The 18,201-nt window shown below is 69.1% G+C and carries 17 protein-coding genes and 1 tRNA gene; 10 read left to right on the top strand and 8 right to left on the bottom strand.

The window, feature by feature from the left end; translation table 11 throughout:
* The first annotated feature begins 69 nt into the window (after nucleotides 1-69).
* The 3 genes from exaC to AC0Z9V_RS07110 all read left to right on the top strand — a co-directional run bounded on the left by exaC (nucleotide 70) and on the right by AC0Z9V_RS07110 (nucleotide 2,905).
* A complete protein-coding gene (gene exaC / locus AC0Z9V_RS07120; RefSeq protein ID WP_133081064.1) occupies nucleotides 70-1,593 on the top strand; it encodes an acetaldehyde dehydrogenase ExaC in 1,524 nt (507 codons plus the stop codon).
* An 8-nt stretch (nucleotides 1,594-1,601) separates the two neighbouring features.
* Complete coding sequence (locus AC0Z9V_RS07115; RefSeq protein ID WP_485141103.1) at nucleotides 1,602-2,000, top strand: DUF779 domain-containing protein; 399 nt, start codon at nucleotides 1,602-1,604, stop codon at nucleotides 1,998-2,000.
* 158 nt (nucleotides 2,001-2,158) lie between these two features.
* Nucleotides 2,159-2,905 (top strand): GAF and ANTAR domain-containing protein, encoded by a 747-nt coding sequence (locus AC0Z9V_RS07110; RefSeq protein ID WP_133081062.1) that lies wholly within the window; start codon nucleotides 2,159-2,161, stop codon nucleotides 2,903-2,905.
* Nucleotides 2,906-2,923: 18 nt separating this feature from the next.
* Here AC0Z9V_RS07110 and AC0Z9V_RS07105 read toward each other — a convergent pair whose 3' ends face one another.
* Both AC0Z9V_RS07105 and AC0Z9V_RS07100 read right to left on the bottom strand, forming a co-directional pair.
* Nucleotides 2,924-4,708 (bottom strand): N-acetylglutaminylglutamine amidotransferase, encoded by a 1,785-nt coding sequence (locus tag AC0Z9V_RS07105; protein WP_485141102.1) that lies wholly within the window; start codon nucleotides 4,706-4,708, stop codon nucleotides 2,924-2,926.
* Between the two features lie 258 nt (nucleotides 4,709-4,966).
* Nucleotides 4,967-5,941 carry an aldo/keto reductase gene (locus tag AC0Z9V_RS07100; protein ID WP_208739096.1) on the bottom strand — a complete coding sequence of 325 codons (975 nt, stop codon included), beginning with the start codon at nucleotides 5,939-5,941 and terminating at the stop codon, nucleotides 4,967-4,969.
* Nucleotides 5,942-6,066: 125 nt separating this feature from the next.
* Between AC0Z9V_RS07100 and AC0Z9V_RS07095 the strand changes: the two genes are divergently transcribed.
* Nucleotides 6,067-6,780 carry a TetR/AcrR family transcriptional regulator gene (locus tag AC0Z9V_RS07095; RefSeq protein ID WP_485141101.1) on the top strand — a complete coding sequence of 238 codons (714 nt, stop codon included), beginning with the start codon at nucleotides 6,067-6,069 and terminating at the stop codon, nucleotides 6,778-6,780.
* A gap of 48 nt (nucleotides 6,781-6,828) precedes the next feature.
* Complete coding sequence (locus AC0Z9V_RS07090; RefSeq protein WP_459287223.1) at nucleotides 6,829-9,381, top strand: MMPL family transporter; 2,553 nt, start codon at nucleotides 6,829-6,831, stop codon at nucleotides 9,379-9,381.
* Between the two features lie 69 nt (nucleotides 9,382-9,450).
* On the opposite strand, the gene AC0Z9V_RS07085 is transcribed toward AC0Z9V_RS07090, so the two are convergent.
* The 5 genes from AC0Z9V_RS07085 to AC0Z9V_RS07065 all read right to left on the bottom strand — a co-directional run bounded on the left by AC0Z9V_RS07085 (nucleotide 9,451) and on the right by AC0Z9V_RS07065 (nucleotide 13,780).
* Nucleotides 9,451-10,089, bottom strand: coding sequence for a YitT family protein (locus AC0Z9V_RS07085; RefSeq protein ID WP_459287221.1), 639 nt, complete (start codon nucleotides 10,087-10,089; stop codon nucleotides 9,451-9,453).
* Between the two features lie 103 nt (nucleotides 10,090-10,192).
* The gene (locus AC0Z9V_RS07080) at nucleotides 10,193-10,576 is read right to left on the bottom strand and encodes a DUF7793 family protein (protein ID WP_485141100.1); all 384 of its coding nucleotides are present in this window, start codon (nucleotides 10,574-10,576) and stop codon (nucleotides 10,193-10,195) included.
* Between the two features lie 95 nt (nucleotides 10,577-10,671).
* Entirely contained in the window at nucleotides 10,672-11,682 is a 1,011-nt protein-coding gene (locus AC0Z9V_RS07075; protein ID WP_485141099.1) for an adenosine deaminase, read from the bottom strand.
* Nucleotides 11,683-11,794: 112 nt separating this feature from the next.
* The gene (locus AC0Z9V_RS07070) at nucleotides 11,795-13,282 is read right to left on the bottom strand and encodes a catalase (protein WP_485141098.1); all 1,488 of its coding nucleotides are present in this window, start codon (nucleotides 13,280-13,282) and stop codon (nucleotides 11,795-11,797) included.
* Between the two features lie 27 nt (nucleotides 13,283-13,309).
* On the bottom strand, nucleotides 13,310-13,780 hold the full coding sequence (locus AC0Z9V_RS07065) for a Fur family transcriptional regulator (RefSeq protein WP_432206091.1): 471 nt from the start codon (nucleotides 13,778-13,780) through the stop codon (nucleotides 13,310-13,312).
* Between the two features lie 92 nt (nucleotides 13,781-13,872).
* On the opposite strand from AC0Z9V_RS07065, the gene AC0Z9V_RS07060 reads away from it, so the two are divergent.
* From AC0Z9V_RS07060 to htpX, 3 genes are all read left to right on the top strand, one after another.
* A complete protein-coding gene (locus AC0Z9V_RS07060) occupies nucleotides 13,873-14,577 on the top strand; it encodes an esterase/lipase family protein (RefSeq protein ID WP_485141097.1) in 705 nt (234 codons plus the stop codon).
* 52 nt (nucleotides 14,578-14,629) lie between these two features.
* Nucleotides 14,630-15,916, top strand: coding sequence for an MFS transporter (locus AC0Z9V_RS07055; protein WP_459287211.1), 1,287 nt, complete (start codon nucleotides 14,630-14,632; stop codon nucleotides 15,914-15,916).
* Nucleotides 15,917-16,035: 119 nt separating this feature from the next.
* Nucleotides 16,036-16,914 (top strand): zinc metalloprotease HtpX, encoded by an 879-nt coding sequence (gene htpX / locus AC0Z9V_RS07050; RefSeq protein WP_133082308.1) that lies wholly within the window; start codon nucleotides 16,036-16,038, stop codon nucleotides 16,912-16,914.
* Nucleotides 16,915-16,986: 72 nt separating this feature from the next.
* On the opposite strand, the gene AC0Z9V_RS07045 is transcribed toward htpX, so the two are convergent.
* Nucleotides 16,987-17,475 carry a YajQ family cyclic di-GMP-binding protein gene (locus AC0Z9V_RS07045; protein ID WP_104051037.1) on the bottom strand — a complete coding sequence of 163 codons (489 nt, stop codon included), beginning with the start codon at nucleotides 17,473-17,475 and terminating at the stop codon, nucleotides 16,987-16,989.
* A gap of 168 nt (nucleotides 17,476-17,643) precedes the next feature.
* On the opposite strand from AC0Z9V_RS07045, the gene AC0Z9V_RS07040 reads away from it, so the two are divergent.
* Together AC0Z9V_RS07040 and AC0Z9V_RS07035 are read left to right on the top strand one after the other, a co-directional pair.
* Entirely contained in the window at nucleotides 17,644-18,021 is a 378-nt protein-coding gene (locus AC0Z9V_RS07040; RefSeq protein WP_459287209.1) for a hypothetical protein, read from the top strand.
* Between the two features lie 88 nt (nucleotides 18,022-18,109).
* Nucleotides 18,110-18,191 (top strand) — tRNA-Tyr (locus tag AC0Z9V_RS07035).
* Nucleotides 18,192-18,201 lie beyond the last annotated feature (10 nt).

Raw genomic sequence — 18,201 nt, 5'->3', positions numbered from 1 at the left:
CACCGGGCTCCTAGTGTGTGCAGCAGGGACGACGACGTCCTGCACACACGGAGTTCAAGGAGTTGGACAATGACTGTTTACGCCCAGCCTGGCCAGGACGGATCGAAGGTCAGTTTCAAGCCGAGGTACGAGAACTGGATCGGCGGCGAGTGGGCTCCACCCATCAAGGGCCAGTACTTCGAGAACATCTCGCCGGTCACCGGCAAGGCCTTCTGCGAGGTGGCACGCGGCACGGCGGAAGACATCGAACTGGCCCTCGACGCAGCGCACAAGGCCGCTCCCGCCTGGGGCAAGACCTCCGTCGCCGAGCGTGCCTCGGTCCTCAACCGCATCGCGGACCGCATGGAGGAGAACCTCGAGATGCTCGCGGTGGCAGAGACGTGGGACAACGGCAAGCCCGTCCGTGAGACGCTCGCTGCTGACATGCCCCTCGCCATCGACCACTTCCGCTACTTCGCCAGCGCCATCCGCGCGCAGGAAGGCCACCTGTCCCAGCTGGACGAGGACATGACGGCGTACCACTACCACGAGCCGCTCGGCGTCGTCGGGCAGATCATCCCCTGGAACTTCCCGATCCTCATGGCGACCTGGAAGCTCGCACCCGCGATCGCCGCCGGCAACGCCGTCGTGCTCAAGCCTGCCGAGCAGACGCCGTCGTCCATCCTCGTCCTGATGGAGCTGATCAGCGACATCCTCCCCGCGGGCGTCGTGAACGTGGTCAACGGATTCGGCGTCGAGGCCGGGAAGCCGCTCGCCTCGAGCAAGCGCATCCGCAAGATCGCGTTCACCGGCGAGACGACGACGGGCCGGCTGATCAGCCAGTACGCGAGCCAGAACCTGATCCCGGTCACACTGGAACTCGGGGGCAAGAGCCCCAACATCTTCTTCTCGGACGTCGCGGACAGCAACGACTCGTTCTACGACAAGGCGCTCGAGGGCTTCGCGCTCTTCGCGCTGAACCAGGGCGAGGTCTGCACGTGCCCGTCCCGCGCGCTCGTGCAGGGCTCCATCTACGACTCGTTCATGGCCGACGCGATCGCCCGCGTGGAGAAGATGGTCCAGGGCAATCCGCTCGACACCGACACGCAGGTCGGCGCGCAGGCCTCCAACGACCAGCTCGAGAAGATCCTGTCCTACATGGACATCGGCACGCAGGAGGGCGCGAAGGTCCTGATCGGCGGCGAGCGGAACATCCTCGACGGCGACCTCGCCGAGGGCTACTACGTGAAGCCCACCGTGTTCGAGGGCACCAACAGCATGCGGGTGTTCCAGGAGGAGATCTTCGGCCCCGTGGTGTCGGTGACGCGCTTCGAGGACTACGCGGAGGCCATGGAGATCGCCAACGACACCCTGTACGGACTCGGCGCCGGCGTGTGGTCCCGGAACGGGAATGTCGCCTACCGTGCCGGGAGGGAGATCCAGGCGGGTCGCGTGTGGGTGAACAACTACCACGCCTATCCGGCAGGAGCTGCGTTCGGCGGCTACAAGTCCTCGGGCATCGGACGTGAGAACCACGCCATGATGCTCGATCACTACCAGCAGACCAAGAACCTGCTGGTAAGCTACTCGGAATCCAAGCTCGGCTTCTTCTAGGAGATGCGATGACCGTCGAAGCCTCGGTGACCCTCCCGGGGGAGACCTCCTCCCGGGTGGCGCTGACGGACAGCGCCGTCAAGCTGCTGGAGAAGCTGTGGCTCATCCACGGGCCGTTGATGTTCCACCAGTCCGGCGGGTGCTGCGACGGCTCGTCGCCGATGTGCTACCCGGCCGGGGAGTTCATCACGGCGGAGGCGGACGTGCTGCTCGGCGTCCTGGACATCTCGACCGTCGGCGACGAGCCTCGCCTCATCGAGTTCTGGATGTCCCGTGAGCAGTTCGAGTACTGGCGCCACACGCACCTGACGGTCGACGTGGTGCCCGGACGGGGGAGCGGCTTCTCGGTCGAGGCACCGGAGGGCAAACGGTTCCTCATCCGCTCGAGGCTGATGGCCCAGCCGTGACGGACAGGGGCCCGGGAACCCGGGCCCCTGTCCGTACCCCTCAGGCATCGACACCCGCTGCCACGACGCAGGTCACTGGTACGGTGGGGTTCCGCGGGCCACCGCCGGGCAGCCCGTCCGGCCCGGACGCGGTCCCGCTGCAGGCAGGGGAGACTTCCATGATCACGGACGACGGGCAAGGGGAGCATCGCGGGCCCTGGGTCGCCCCGCACGACGACGTCGCCGGTCGGCTGAGCGACCTGGCGCGGTCCCTGCAGCAGGAGGACTCCGAGGATGCCGTGCTCGAGCACCTGGTGCGCGCCGCGATCAGCCTCGTACCCGGCGCCGACGAAGGATCGATCACGCTCGTCATGGCGCGCCGCCGGGTCGAGTCCCGCGCACCGTCGGGAGACCTCGCGCGGGCGATCGATGAACTCCAGGAACGGACCGGCGAAGGACCGTGCATGAGCGCGGTGTACGACGAGCAGACCGTCCGGGTGCCCGACCTGCGCACCGAGAGCCGGTGGCCGGAGTTCTCCACGAAGGCGGTCCGGGCGGGCGCGGGCAGCATGCTGTCCTTCCAGCTCTTCGTCGAGGGCGACAACCTCGGGGCGCTCAACCTCATCGGCCGCGCCCCGCACGCCTTCACGGAGGAATCGGACTACGTGGGCCGGCTGGTGGCGTCCCATGCCGCGGTCGCCTTCGCCGACGCGCAGAAGCTCCACCAGTTCAAGGACGCCATCGCCACCCGTGACCTGATCGGCCAGGCCAAGGGCATCCTCATGGAGAGGTACGGCATCACCGCGGGGCAGGCGTTCATCATGCTGGTGAGGGTGTCCACCGAGATGAACCTCAAACTGCTGTCCGTGGCCGACGAGCTGGCGAACACGGGCAATTTCCCGGCACGCCGGAAGGGCAGGAGCTGACGGGCCGCCTCCGCGCCGTCACCCCGTGATGCGGTGCCGCTGGAGCCAGAGCTCCAGCACGCCGAGCTGCCACAGCATGTTGTTGCCGCCCGGGCTGTAGTGTCCGTTCGGCTCGTCCAGCAGGAGGTCGACGTAGTCGGCGCGGAAGAGCCCGCGGTCCTTCGCCTCGGGGGCCCGGAGGGCCTCGCGCACGGTCGTGAGGAGCGGTTCGGCCAGATACTTGACGGGTGGGACGGGGAAGTAGCCCTTGGGCCTGTCGATCACCTCGGGTGGGATGACCTTCCGGGCGATGTCCTTGAGGATGCCCTTCCCGCCCTGCGTGGCCTTGAACTCGGGCGGGCATTGCGCGGCGAGGGTGACGAGGTCCTGGTCGAGGAAGGGGACGCGGGCCTCGAGCCCCCACGCCATCGTCATGCTGTCCACGCGCTTCACGGGGTCGTCGACCAGCAACAGGTGGGTGTCGAGCCGCAGGACGGCGTCGAGTGCGGTGTCGGCGCCGGGAGCGTCGAGGTGTGCCTCCAGCAGCGCACGGCTCACGTCGGTGTCCGTGTACCACTCAGGTTCGACGACGTCGGCGATCTGTTCGTGCGTGCGGTCGAGGAATGCGCCGCGGAAGGCATCGAGCGCCTCCCTGCGGGATGCCGTCCCGGCGGGCTGGTGGTAGGCGTACCCGGCGAACACCTCGTCCGCGCCCTGCCCGGACTGCACCACCTTGATGTGCTCCGAGACCGTCTTCGAGAGGAGATAGAACCCCGTCACGTCCTGGGTGCCCATGGGCTCGGTCATCGCGCCGATCGTGTCCTCGATGGCCGGCACGAGCTCCGAGCCTGCGATGGAGATGCGGTGGTGACGCGTCCCGTACTTCTCGGCGATGAGGTCCGAGTACCGGAACTCGTCGCCCTCCTCCCCGCCCGCGCCGTCGAAGCCGATGCTGAAGGTACTCAGGCCCTTCTGCCCGAGTTCGGCGAGCAGCGCCACGATGAGGCTCGAGTCGACGCCGCCGGACAGCAGCACGCCCACGGGCACGTCCGAGACGAGCCGGCGCCGGACGGCGGTGGTCAGGGACTCGTGCAGCGCGTCCTGCCAGTCGTCGACGCTCCAGTCCGCCTTGCCGGGGTCACGCACGTAGTCGGGCTTCCAGTACACGCGGTCGCGGCGGCCGCCATCGGCGTCGATCACCCGGACGGTCGCGGGGGGCAGCTTGCGGACACCCCGCAGGATGGTCCGCGGGGCGGGGACGATGGAGTGCCAGCTCAGGTAGTGGTGGAGCGCCACCTCGTCGATGGAGGTGTCCACACCGCCGCCGGCCACGAGGGCTGGGAGGGTGGAGGCGAAGCGCAGCCGTCCCGGCAGTTCCGCGATGTAGAGGGGTTTGATGCCGAGGCGGTCCCGCGCCATCACGACGCGCTCGCGGCGCTCGTCCACGACGGCGACGGCGAACATCCCCACGAGGTGGTCCACGAAGTCCTCGTCCCAGCGCTGGTACGCGCGCAGGATGACTTCGGTGTCGCTCGTGGAGGAGAAGACAGTGTCGCCGCCGAGTTCGGCCCTGAGCTCCGGGTAGTTGTAGATGCAGCCGTTGAAGACGATGGTCAGGCCCGAGCCGGGGTCGTGCATGGGCTGGGCACCCGCCTCGGAGAGGTCGATGACGGTGAGGCGCCGGTGTCCCAGGGCGACCCGGCCGTTGGTCCAGCTCCCGTGCCCGTCCGGGCCCCGCGACGCCATCGCGGCCGTCATGCGCGCCACGGGTTCCTGCTCCGCACGAGCACCCCGGAAGGCTATCTCACCGGCGATCCCACACATTCGTCCTCCACGTCTTCCGCGTCCTGTACTCGGGCTCCACGGGGTGCGGAGCTGATCCGGGAACCGGTCATCGTCGGAAGCGCGGTGCTCACCCTCCGGCTCGTCGGAGGGTGGCGGCTCCCGCTGCGCCGCCGCCTCCCGCAGAGGGTTGCCGCGCGCCTCGACCGGATTGCGAAGCATGCCTACGGTCTACCATCCGGGGGATGGTGGACGGTCGGAAAGATTGCGGTTGCCAACCGCCCGTCGTGCCGACCGCGGCTAGCGGTCGACGCCGGACATGTCCTCGTAGCGGTCGCCGACGGGTGCGGCGACGGCGTCCAGTTGCTCCAGCTGGCCGGCCGTGAGGGTGAGGCCGTCCGCGGCGACGTTCTCCTCGAGGTAGTGCACCTGCTTGGTCCCGGGGATGGGAGCGATGTCGTCCCCCTGCGCGAGGAGCCAGGCCAGGGCCACCTGGCCCGGCGTGGCTCCGACCTGCTGGGCGACGTCGTCCACCTGTTCGACGATCCGGATGTTCGCCTGCAGGTTCTCTCCTGCGAAGCGGGGATTCCGGCGGCGGAAGTCCGACTCGTCGAGCGCGTCCACCGAGCGGATGGTGCCGGTCAGGAATCCCCTGCCCAGCGGCGAATAGGGTACGAACCCGATACCGAGTTCGCGGACCAGGGGGAGGAGCTCGCGTTCTGGATCCCTGCTCCACAGGGAGTACTCGGTCTGCAGCGCCGTCACAGGATGGACGGCGTGCGCCCGGCGGATCGTCTCCGGTGCCGCTTCCGAGAGCCCGATGTGCAGGATCTTGCCCTCCCGGACGAGGTCCGCCAGGGCGCCCATGGTCTCCTCCACGGGGACCGAGGGGTCCATCCGGTGCTGGTAGTAGAGGTCGACGTGGTCGGTGCCGAGCCGCCGGAGCGATCCGTCGATCGAGAGGCGCACGTTCTCCGGGCTCCCATCGATGCCTCCGGCGTCTCCCGCGGTATGGCGGATGGTGCCGAACTTCGTGGCGATCACGACGTCGTCCCGCCGGTCCTTCAGGGCCCGGCCGAGCAGTTCCTCGTTCGTGTACGGGCCGTACATCTCGGCGGTGTCGAAGAAGGTGACACCGAGATCGAGGGCGCGGTGGAGGGTCCTCGTCGCACCCGCGTCGTCGGTGCCGCTGCCGGTGTAGAACGCGGACATCCCCATGCAGCCGAGGCCGAGCCGGGAGACGTCGAGGCTGGAACCGAGTCGGATGGTCTTCATGGAGCCGCCTTGTGTCGAGGGAAGGGGTGCCCGGCCAGCGTACGCCCGGGGGGCGGAACGCGTGCGGTGAGATTCGGCTGTCCCGTTGTTTGCACGGTGTGCAACTTTGCCCCTACGCTTGACCCGTGCTGAGTACTACCGAGAACGCCGGCCCCCTGGGCCGCCGTGAACAGAACAAGGTCGACACGCGCCGCGCGATCGCGGACGCGGCCTTCGACCTCGCCCGCTCCGTCGGTCCGGGAGCCTTCACCGTGGACCAGATCGCCGCGCGGGCCGGAGTGTCGCGCCGGACGTTCTTCAACTACTTCCACAGTGCGGAGGACGCCCTGACCGTGCGGACGGACGGGTTCCTCGAACTCGCGCTCGCCGTGTTCGGGCAGCTACCTCAGGACGAGCCGTTGTTCGACTCCATCGTCCGGGCGTTCTCCGAGACCACACGGATGGAGGGGCTGTCCCAGCACGGCGAGCTCTTCCGGATGGCGGACTCGAATCCCGATCTCCTGCGCGCACAGCTGCACTCGTGGGAGCGGGCGGAGGCCCTGATCGTCGAGGCCCTGCGTCGGCGCCTCGGACCTGCCGCATCCACCCTCTACCTCACCGCGCTGGTGGGGTGCGTGCTGTCCTGCACGAAGGCGGCCATGCGGGACTGGGCCGCCAGCACGCCCGAGTCCGGCGACGACTCGGGCACACAGCTCGAGGCGCGCATCCTCGCATCGCTGACCATGCTGCGGAACGGTTTCGCCGATCCCACGACCGATTCCGCGGCGGACATCGCCGCGGACACGACGGCGACGGCGCAGGGCACGAGCCCTGTGCCGTCCGTAACTGCCGGTCCCTGACACCACCCCTTCCCCGGCCTCCGCCCCTCACCCCGCAAGGACCACTCCATGGCTTTTCTGCTCTACCGGCTCGGCTCGTTCGCGTTCCGGAGGAGGTGGTGGGTCATCTCCGCATGGCTGGCGATCATGCTCGCGGTGGCGGGGGCCGCCGTCGCCTTCTCGGGAACCCTCACGAACAACTTCACGATCCCCGGGACGGAGTCGCAGCGCATCTCCGACCGGTTGCGGGAGGAACTGCCCGAGGCCGTCGGCGGGACCGGCACCGTGGTCTTCACCACCGAGGACGGGACCGCCTTCTCGCCCGAGCAACGCGACGGGGTCGAGTCCGCTCTGGCAGCGATCGCGGACCTGGACGGTGTGCGCGGTGTCGTCGACCCGTTCGACGTCGCGGACCAGGTCGCCGCCGGTGGTCAGGAGATCGAAGCGGGCCGCGCCGAGCTCACGGCGAGCGAGCAGCAGCTGAGCGCGGGCGAGGCGCAGCTCGTGCAGGGCCAGGCCCAGCTCGACCAGCAGCGTGCGCAGCTCGAACAGGCCCGCGGAACGCTCCCGCCGGCGCAGGTGACCACCACCGAACAGCAGCTCGCGCAGGGACAGGCGCAGCTCGACGCGAGCCGGACCGAGCTTGCATCCGGCCGCGAGCAGCTCGAGTCCGGCAGGGCCGAGCTGGAGCTCGCCCAGCGTCAGCTCGAGGCGACGTCCGGCGTGAGCCTCGTCTCCGAGGACGGCACGACGGCGGTCGCCAGCGTGCAGTTCGAGCAGCAGATCAACGGCGTGTCGCCCGAACTGCGGGAAGCGGTCCAGGAGACGGCCGCCGACGCCGAGACAGCCGGCGTGGCCGTCGACTACAGCAAGGAGATCGTCGAGGACGTATCGGGGATCGTCGGTGCCACGGAGGCCGTCGGCCTGGCCGTCGCCGCCGTCGTGCTGATCGTGATGCTGGGCACGCTGATCGCCGCGGGGCTCCCGCTCCTGATGGCCATCGTCGGCGTCGGGGTGGGCGTGGGCATCACGTTCGCGCTCTCCGGCGTGATCGAGATGAACAGCATCTCTCCCGTCCTCGCCCTGATGCTCGGGCTCGCCGTCGGCATCGACTATTCGCTGTTCATCGTGAACAGGCACCGCACGCAGCTGCTGCACGGGATGGACCTGCAGGAGTCGCTCGCCCGGGCCACGGGCACGGCGGGTAACGCGGTCCTCTTCGCCGGTATCACCGTGATCGTGGCCCTCGCCGCGCTGGCAGTACCGGGATTGCCGTTCCTGACGGTGATGGGACTGTCGGCCGCCGGGACCGTCGCGGTGTCCGTGCTCGTGGCCCTGACCCTCACGCCGGCCCTGCTCGCGGTGATCGGACGGCGGGTCGTCTCGAAGCGCCGCTGGGCCCGGACCCACGGTGGTAGGCACTCGGCCGCCGCACCGCTCGATACGGACAGCGGAACGTCCCTCGCCGACCAACGCGCGGCGCGGGGTGCGGGATGGGGTGGCATCGTCACGCGGCGGCCCGTCCTGACGGTCCTCGCCGGGATCCTCCTCCTCGGCGTCATCGCGATCCCTGCGGCACAGCTCCGCGTGGGCCTGCCCGACGGCGGCACCGAACCCGCCGACTCGACGGCGTTCCAGGCCTACAGCACGATCGGGGACAAGTTCGGCGCGGGCACCAACGGCCCGCTGATCGTCGTGGGGTCCCTGCCCGAGACCGCCGACGACGCCGAGCTGACCGCGTTGCGGCTGGACGTCAACGACCGCCTGCTCGAGGTGCCGGACGTCGCCGCATCCGTGCCCGCGGCGGTCAGCGAGGACGGTCGTACCGCGATCTTCCAGGTCCTCCCGGAGGAGGGCCCGGCGAGCGAGACCACCGAGAACCTCGTCCGGGATCTCCGCGCTCTGACCGACGACTTCGAGGAGGAGACGGGTGTCCCGATCGCCGTGACCGGGCAGACCGCTGCGAATATCGACGTGTCCGCGAAGCTGATGGAGGCGCTGCCGGTCTACCTGGGCATCGTGGTCGGCCTGTCACTGATCCTGCTCCTGCTGGTCTTCCGCTCGATCCTCGTGCCGGTCATCGCGACGGCCGGATTCCTGCTGTCCCTCCTGGCGAGTTTCGGCGCGACGGTTGCCATCTACCAGTGGGGTTGGCTCGGGGACTTCTTCGGGGTCACCAATCCGGGGCCCATCCTGAGCTTCCTGCCGATCATCCTGATCGGCGTCCTGTTCGGCCTCGCGATGGACTACCAGATGTTCCTGGTGTCGGGCATGCGTGAGGCGTACGTCCACGGTGACGACCCGAAGGCCGCGGTGCGCATCGGCTTCAGCCACGGCGCGCGCGTGGTCACCGCGGCGGCGATCATCATGGTGTCGGTGTTCGCGGGCTTCGTCTTCTCGCACCTCGCCATGGTGCGCCCGATCGGGTTCGGACTCGCCTTCGGCGTGCTGCTGGACGCGTTCGTGGTCCGCATGACGCTGGTTCCGGCCGCGATGTACCTGCTGGGACGGCACGCGTGGTGGCTTCCCGCCTGGCTCGAGCGGATCCTGCCGGACGTCGACGTCGAGGGTGCGAAGCTGCTCCGCGAGGAGAATGAGGAGCGCGTACCGGTCTCCGTCTAGTCCTGCTCGTGCCGGGCGGCGCCGTCGTCGGGGCGCCGTCCGGCCGGTGCGTCCGGCCGGCGGGAGCCGCTATGTGCCGAGGTAGCGGCCGGGCCTGTGGTTGAGGGCCAGGACCAGGTTGAGCAGAACGGCCCCGACGGCGGACAGCAGGACGCCGGCCGGCTCGACCACGGTGAGGGCCGTGAGGATGACGGCTGTGTCCAGACCCATCTGGACGTACCCGGCCCGCCAGCCCAGGCGTTCCTGGAGGATCAGCGCGAGGATGTTGAACCCGCCGAGGCTCGCCTTGTGGCGGAAGAGGATCAGGAGCCCCACGCCTGCCAGCAGGTTCCCACCGAGGGCTGCATAGAGCGGATCCAGCATCACGTTCCCGAGCGCGAGGGGATGCAGGTAGGACAGGGCGGAGACCAGTGCGACCGCCGCCATGGTGCGCAGGGTGAAATCCCATCCCTTCTTCCACACGGCCAGTGCGAAGAACGGCACGTTCACGGTGAAGAACAGGACGCTGAAGGGGAGTCCGCCCAGATAGCTCAGGAGCAGTGCCAGACCGGCGGTGCCACCGGTCACGGCGCCACTCGTCTTGAGGAGGAACAGGCCGAGCGACACCGTGAAGGTTCCCGTGACGATCCCGAGGACGTCCTCGAAGGCCGAATGCCGGACGATCAGGTCCGGTTCGTCGGTCTCGGGTGGGGGTGCCGTGGTGTCCATGGCCGCAACGTACCATCGGGCGTTTCCGCGGATCCAACGGATCGGCATGGATGTGAAGGAGAGCACAGGGACAGGGCCCGGTGGTGGGTCCGCCGACGGTGGTTCAGTGCAGCGGGACGCGGAGGTCCACCGGCGACGGCAGGTCCCGCCGGACGGCGGTCAACCAGTCCCGCGCGTCGTCCGCTTCCGCGAAGTACCGTGTCCGGCTGCGGGACTGGGCGATGAAGGCGGCGAGGACCCTGTCCACGGGGTCGCTCCCGATCAGCGCGATGGGCCCGAGGTGGCGGTAGGCCACGAGCATCTGGCGTGCAGGCGGCGTGATGTGCCTGACCAGGGTCAGGTGCACCAGCATCGGGGCGGAGTGCCAGTGCGGGAAATGCGTGATCGTGTTCGCGAGCACGTCGAGCTCGGCGGGCCCGATCACGGCTCCGGGCCGCCACATGACCTCGAGGATCCCGGCCGCATGCAGGATCCTGAAGTCGTCCACGGTCGGTCCTCCTCCGTCGGTGCGCCGATGTGCAGCCGTTGCCTGCAGTCTCGCACCGCGGCGCCCGGGAGCCTAAACGGTCTCGGCCGGGAAGCCTAGACGACGCCGGCCGCGCCCGGCGCGGACCTCCAGGCCTCGACCTCGGCCAGGAGGGCGGCGCGCCGTTCCCCGCTGATGAACGCGGAGCGGAACGAGTTGGCGGCGAGGGTCGCGAGGTCGTCCACGCCCAGTCCGAAGGATTGCCGCAGCGCGGAGAAGTTGTCGTCGACGTACCCGCCGAAGTAGGCGGGATCGTCCGAGTTCACGGATACGTTCAGCCCGCGGGCCAGCATCGCCGGCAGTGGGTGGTCCCGGAGGGTGGCGACGGCGCGGAGCCGGACGTTCGAGAGCGGACAGACCGTCAGCGGCACCTGGTCGGCGACGAGCCGCTGCACGAGCGCCTCGTCCTCGAGGCACCGGATGCCGTGGTCCAGCCGGTCCACCCGGAGGATGTCGAGCGCCTCCCGGACGTAGCCGGGCGGGCCCTCCTCGCCCGCGTGCGCGATGCACTTCAGGCCGGCGGCGCGTGCGACGTCGTACACCTCGGCGAAGAGCGACGGCGGATAGCCCACCTCGGCGGAGTCGAGGCCGATCCCGATGATCGGGGCCTCCATGGCGAGGAGGTCCCGCAGGACCGCGAGCGCCTCCGCGGCGGGGCGGTCGCGCAGGAAGGCGGCGATCAGCGAGGTGCTGATGCCGTAGTCGGCCTCGCTCGTGGACAGTGCTGCAGCCACTCCGCCGACACAGGTCTCGAGGGCGATGCCGCGGGCGAGGTGCGCCTGCGGGTCCATCATGATCTCCGCGTGCCGCACTCCGGCCGCGGCTGCGCGGCGGAGGTAGGCCCGGGTCATGTCGGTGAAGTCCGCCTCGGTGCGCAGCACGTCCATGTTGGCGTAGTACAGGTCGAGGAACGACTGCAGGTCGGTGAACGCGTAACGATCCGCCAGGTCGGCCGTGTCGGCGTAGGGCAGGCGGATCCCGTTGCGGGCGGCCAGGGTGAAGATGAGCTCCGGCTCCAGGGTCCCCTCGATGTGCAGGTGCAGTTCGGCGCAGGGCAGGGAAGGCATGGTTCCAGCCTAGGGGCCCGCGCCGCTCCGCCGGAGCGCCGCACCTCGGACGGGCGGCGCGGGACACGGGAAAGGGCGGACCCGACCGGGCCCGCCCTTGTCCGTGCATCCCCTAGTAGAGGGCGGCCTCCGACTCGGTGGCCGGCGTGATGCCGTGGCCGAGGTTCGCGGCCAGCTTCGCCCCGAGCTCGGCGTCCACGTTCGCCCAGTACTGGACGGCGCGGGCGCGGATGTCGTCACTCTTCACGCCGCCGACCGCGCCGGTGATCGTCTCCAGGAAGCGCGCACGCTGCGCGTCGTCGAACACCTCGCGGTACAGCGTGCTGGCCTGGCCGAAGTCGTCGTCCTCCGCGTGCAGCGAGTGCGCTGCCCGGACGAGGTCGCCGTCGTTCTCCCAGCCGCCGTGCGCACCGTACTGCGCCGGATCCGCGGCGGGCCCGCCGACGGAGTTCGGCGCGTACACCGGGGTGGAGGAGGAGTTGAAGTAGTAGCGCGCCGCGCCGTCCTTCGAGTAGTTCCGCACCTCGTTCTTCGGCATGTTCACGGGCAGCTGCGCGTGGTTGGTGCCCACGCGGTAGCGGTGCGCGTCCGCGTAGGAGAAGATGCGGGCCTGCAGCATGCGGTCGGGGCTCGCGGCGATACCGGGCACGAAGTTCGACGGCGCGAACGTCGCCTGCTCGATCTGCGCGAAGTAGTTCTCCGGGTTGCGGTTCAGCGTGAGCCTGCCGACCGGGATGAGGGGGTAGTCGCCCTGCGGCCAGACCTTCGTGAGATCGAACGGGTTGAAGCGGTACGTCTTCGCATCGTCGTAGGGCATGATCTGGACCTTGAGGTCCCAGCTCGGGTGGTTGCCCTTCGCGATGTTCTCCGAGAGGTCGCGCAGGTGGTGGTCGGCGTCCGAGCCGGCCAGCGCCTCGGCCTCGTCGACCGTCAGCACCTCGTGGCCCTGGTTGGACTTGAAGTGGTACTTGACCCAGAACTTCTCGTTGGACTCGTTGATCCACATGTAGGTGTGCGAGCCGTAGCCGTTCATGGTGCGCCACGAGTTCGGCAGGCCGCGGTCACCCATCAGCCAGGTCACCTGGTGCGCCGACTCGGGGCTGAGCGTCCAGAAGTCCCACTGCATGTCGGCGTCGCGCAGGTTGGTGCCGGGAAGGCGCTTCTGCGAGTGGATGAAGTCGGGGAACTTGATGCCGTCGCGGATGAAGAACACCGGGGTGTTGTTGCCCACGAGGTCGTAGTTGCCCTCGGAGGTGTAGAACTTCAGGGCAAAGCCTCGGGGGTCGCGCCACGTATCCGGTGAACCCTGCTCGCCGGCCACGGAGGAGAAGCGGAGGAGGGTCTCCGTCGTCGTGCCCTTCTGGAAGAGCGCCGCGCGGGTGTACATGCTGACGTCCTCGGTGGTCTCGAAGACACCGAACGCTCCGCCGCCCTTGGCGTGGACCACGCGCTCGGGGACGCGCTCGCGGTTGAACTGGGCCAGCTTCTCGATGAGGTAGTGGTCGGTCAGCGGGATGGCGCCGTCGCGGCCGAGGACGGACGAGTTGCTGTCATCGATGACGGGGGCGCCGGACTGCGTGGTGCTGAAGTTCGCGGACATAGTGCTCCTGTTCCTAGGGGTTGGGGATCAGTGGTGGCTGGGGGCTGCCGAGCGGCAGTCGTCGCAGAGGCCCTGGTAGAGGACCTCCGCGATCTGGATGGTCATGCGGCGTGCACCGGGCGACCACTCGGGGGTCAGGCAGGGCGCGTGTCCCACGGCGCAGTCGACGTCCTCGATCCGGCCGCAGCCGGTGCAGATCGCGTGGTGGTGGTTGTCGCCCACGCGGGTCTCGTAGCGGGCGGGGGAGTGCGGCGTGTCGATGCGGCGCAGCAGGCCGATGTCGGTGAGGTCGGCCAGGATCACGTAGACGGACTGCACCGTGATGTGCGGCAGGTCCGCGCGGACCGCGGTCGCGGCGTCGTCGGCCGTGGCGTGGGGGTACTGCTCGACGGCGGCGAGGACCGCGAGGCGCTGGCGCGTCACGCGGCGGCCATGGACGTGCAGGGCTGCGGACCAGCGGGCCTCGCGGGCCTCCGGTGTCATCGCTGCCTGCATCATGGCTTCAGTGAACCAGTAAATCTGAGTTAGTCATAATAAGGTCCGACTAACTTGCGCACCACGGGTGGCTCGCGATGGGTACCGTGGAAAGGGTGAACCTTCTCAAGCGTGGCCGGGCCTGGCTGCTGGACTACGCCTACGTGGGCTTCTGGCAGGTTCAGGGTTTCCTCTTCCGGGCCGATCCCGCCCAGTACCTCACTCCCGCCGCCGATGCTCCCCGAGGCAAGGCACCGGTGCTCCTCATCCCGGGCATCTACGAGACCTGGCAGTTCCTGCGGCCCGTCGCCGACCACCTGCACCGGGCAGGTCATCCCGTGCATGTCGTGCAGAAACTCGGGTACAACCGCGGCACCGTGGAGGCGATGGCCCAGCTCGCCGCCGGCTACCTCGAGGAGCACGACCTCACCGACGTCGTGATCGTGGCGCACAGCAAGGGTGGGCTGATCGGCAAGTTCCTCATGACCATGTCCAGCGTGGCACCGCGGATCACCCGCCTCGTCGCCGTCAACACGCCGTTCTCCGGTTCCGTCTACGCCGAATTCTTCTTCCTGCCGAGCATCCGCGCGTTCTCGCCGCGCAACCCGACGCTCCGGACGCTCCTGGCCAATCTCGCGCTCAACAGCCGCATCACCTCGATCTACGGGCGGTTCGATCCCCACATCCCGGGCGGGAGCTTCGTGGAGGGGGCACGGAACGTCCAACTGGACACCATGGGCCATTTCCGGCCCATCGCGGACAGGCGGGTCCTGCAGGAGATCGACCGCGCCATCGGGGCAGGGGAACGCGACTCCGCCTGAGGCGTGCCAGGTTCGTTGCTGCAGCGAATCAATGCCCGGCTAGACTTTCCCCGTGCCACGACTCCTCGCCGACATCACCCCGCTGAAGGAATCGCCGGCATTCCGGCGGCTCTACATCGGGTCGGCACTCTCGGCCATCGGCACGCAGCTCACCATCGTCGCCGTCAGCCTCCAGATCTACTCGCTCACCCAGTCCACGTTCAGCGTGGGCCTGCTCAGCCTGTTCGCACTCGTGCCCCTGGTCGTCGCAGGCCTCTACGGCGGGGCGATCGCCGACGCGCAGGACCGGCGGACCGTCGCCCTCTACTCCGGCTTCGCTCTGTGGGGCACCACCATGGCCGTCGCCGCGCAGGCCTGGATCGGCGTCGACAGCGTCTGGCTGCTGTATCTCCTGGTCGCCATCCAGTCGGGCGCCGCGGGCATCAACCAGCCCACCAGGAGCTCCATCATCCCGCGCCTCGTCCGCCCGGAACTGCTGCCGGCCGCCAATGCGCTGAGCATGATCACCTTCGGCCTCGCCTTCACCGTCGGGCCGCTGCTCGCCGGCCTCCTGGTGGCGCAGGTCGGCTACGCCTGGACGTACACGGTCGACGTCGTCACCTTCACCTTCGCGCTGTGGGCCGTCTTCCGGCTCCCGTCCCTGCCCCCTGAGGGTCCCACCCGACGCGCCGGGCTCGCGACGGTCCTCGAGGGCTTCCGCTTCCTCGGTACACGGCCGAACATCCGCATGACGTTCATCCTCGACCTGATCGCCATGATCACCTCCCAGCCGCGGGCGCTGCTGCCCGCCGTCGGGGCTGTGCTCATCGGCGGAGGTGAACAGACCGTCGGCATCCTGCTCGCCTCGGCCGCGTTCGGTTCGGTGCTGGCCGGCCTGTTCTCCGGACCCCTCGGCCGGATCCACAAGCACGGCCGGGCCGTGATCTGGTCGATCGTCGGGTGGGGTGCGTCCGTGGCGGGCTTCGGGCTCGTGGTCGTCATGGCGGGTTCGTCGGCCCTGCCGGTTCCCGGTGAGGGGGAACTGTCGGTGTGGGTGCTTCCTGCAGCAGCCTGCCTGGTGCTGGCAGGCATCGCCGATTCGGTCAGCAGCGTGTTCCGCAACACCATCCTGCAGTCCGCCACGCCGGACGCCATGCGCGGGCGCCTGCAGGGCGTGTTCATCGTCGTCGTCGCCGGTGGTCCCCGCCTCGGGGACATGGTGGCCGGCGGCCAGGCCGCCTGGCTGGGGGAGGGCTGGACCGCCGTCGTCGGGGGTGTCGCCTGTATCGTGCTGGTACTCGCCGTGGCCCGTTGGCAGCCCCGGTTCGCGCGGTACGACTCCCGCCGGCCGGAGGCCTGACCGCCGCCCCGGCCCGTCCTCGGTGACGCCCCTCGCCGTACGATGAATGGAACACCGCGCTCCGACCCGCCGTTGTACCGGTGGGCGGCGCCCGGCCGTCGTCGTCGCAAGGAGTGACAGTGCACAACCATTTCAACGGTGCCAAGACGGCGTTGTTGTTCGGCGCCCTCATGGGGATCTTCCTCGTCTTCGGCGCGGTCGTCGCCGGAGCCACGCGCAGCTCGGCGTTCCTCTGGATCTTCGCACTGCTCGGCGTCGGATCGATCGCCTACAGCTACTGGAACAGCGACAAGATCGCCATCCGCAGCATGCGCGCCGTCGAGGTCACCGAGCAGCAGGCGCCCGCCATGTACCGGATCGTCCGGGAGCTGAGCGCGCGCGCCGGCAAGCCCATGCCCCGGCTCTACGTCTCGCCGACCCCGGCCCCGAACGCCTTCGCCACGGGCCGCAACCCGGAGAACGCCGCCGTGTGCTGCACGCAGGGGATCCTGCAGCTGCTGAACGAGCGCGAGCTCCGCGGCGTACTCGGGCACGAACTCATGCACGTCTACAACCGTGACATCCTGACGGGCTCCATCGCGGCGGCCGTCGCCGGCGTGATCACGTCCGTGGCCCAGATGTTCGCGTTCGCCGGCATGATGGGAGGCAACCGCAACCAGGGCGGCAACCCGATCGGAGCACTGCTGCTCGCCTTTCTCGCGCCCCTCGCCGCAGGCCTCATCCAGACCGCCATCGGCCGCACCCGGGAATTCGACGCCGACGAGGACGGTGCGGCACTGACGGACGACCCGCTGGCGCTCGCATCGGCGCTCCGCAAGCTCGAAATCGGGACGCAGCGCGCACCGCTCCCTCAGGACCAGCGCCTCGTGAACACCTCACACCTCATGATCGCCAATCCGTTCAAGGGCGCCGGCATGAGCCGCCTGTTCGCCACGCATCCGCCGATGGACCAGCGCATCGCACGCCTCGAGGGCATGGCCGGCCGACCGCTCGGCTGATCAGCCCGGAACGACGACGGCGGCCCCACCTCCTGCAGGTGGGGCCGCCGTCGTCTGTGCCTCATGCCCGGGTCAGCGCATGTTCACGAACTGCAGGTCCGCTTCGTCGAAGTTCTTGAGCAGGGCCATCGTGGCCTGCAGATCATCGCGCGACTTGGAGCTGACGCGCAGCTCGTCGCCCTGGATCTGCGACTTGACGCCCTTGGGTCCCTCGTCGCGGATCAGCTTGTTGATCTTCTTCGCGATGTCCTGGGCGATGCCCTCCTTGATGGAGGTCTCCAAGCGGAACTCCTTGCCCGAGGGAAAGGGTTCCCCGGTGTCGAGGGACTTCAGGGAGATGCCCCGCTTGATCATCTTGGACTGCAGCACGTCGAGGACGGCCAGCACACGCTCCTCCGAGTTGGCCTTCATGAGGATCTTCTCGCCGCTGAAGTCCACCTCCGCACCGACCCCCTTGAAGTCGTACCGCTGCGCGATCTCCTTCTGCGCCTGGTTGAGCGCGTTGGCGACCTCCTGCTTGTCCACTTTGCTGACGACGTCGAACGTGGATTCGCTTGCCACGATTCCTCCTCGGGGTGATGGGATTTCCTGCCCTCAAGACTATCCGCAACCCTCCCGGCCCGCTGCGGCCCCGTTCACAGGCAACGGTCAGGAGTCGTAGGGGGCAGACACCGGGTCCGGTGGCACGGTGGGATCACCCGTACCGCTTCCGCCACAGAGAGAACCGAGATGCCTGAACCACGACGCCGGCGCTACCAGATCCGCCTCCGCAAGGCGGTGGCGGGATCGTTCCTCGCCGCCGCGACGGCGGCGTCGCTGACGGGCTTCACGGCGGTACCGGCACTCGCCGTCCCGCCGAGGGCGGTGGCCGCGAGCTCCGAGTCCGTGGACGACGCCGCGAGCGACATCATCCTCGGACTCGATACCGCCTCGCAGGTGAGCGTCGCGTCGCCCGTCACTGCGACGGACGGTGCCACGACCCCGGGGGAGCGCCTCGCGGGTGTCCGGGCCGACCTCGACCAGGCCGTCCTGTTCCGCCTGGTGACGCCCCGGCAGGCAGACGCCTTCTACGCCCAGATCGAGCGCAGGGTGGCCGCAGGCCTGTGACGATCCACCCGATTCGTCACCGGGGCCGTTTGTCTGTAAAGTTGTCTTGCCCGCGCTTGCTGCGGGCGGTCTTCCTGTGAAGACGTTCGGCAGATTACCCGAGCGGCCAAAGGGGGCTGACTGTAAATCAGCTGGCAACGCCTACGGGGGTTCGAATCCCTCATCTGCCACAGCAAGGAG

The sequence above is a fragment of the Arthrobacter sp. UYP4 genome (assembly GCF_057291175.1).
The sequence above is the reverse complement of the archived record's forward strand: the minus strand, read 5'-3'. Positions and strand labels throughout refer to the sequence as shown.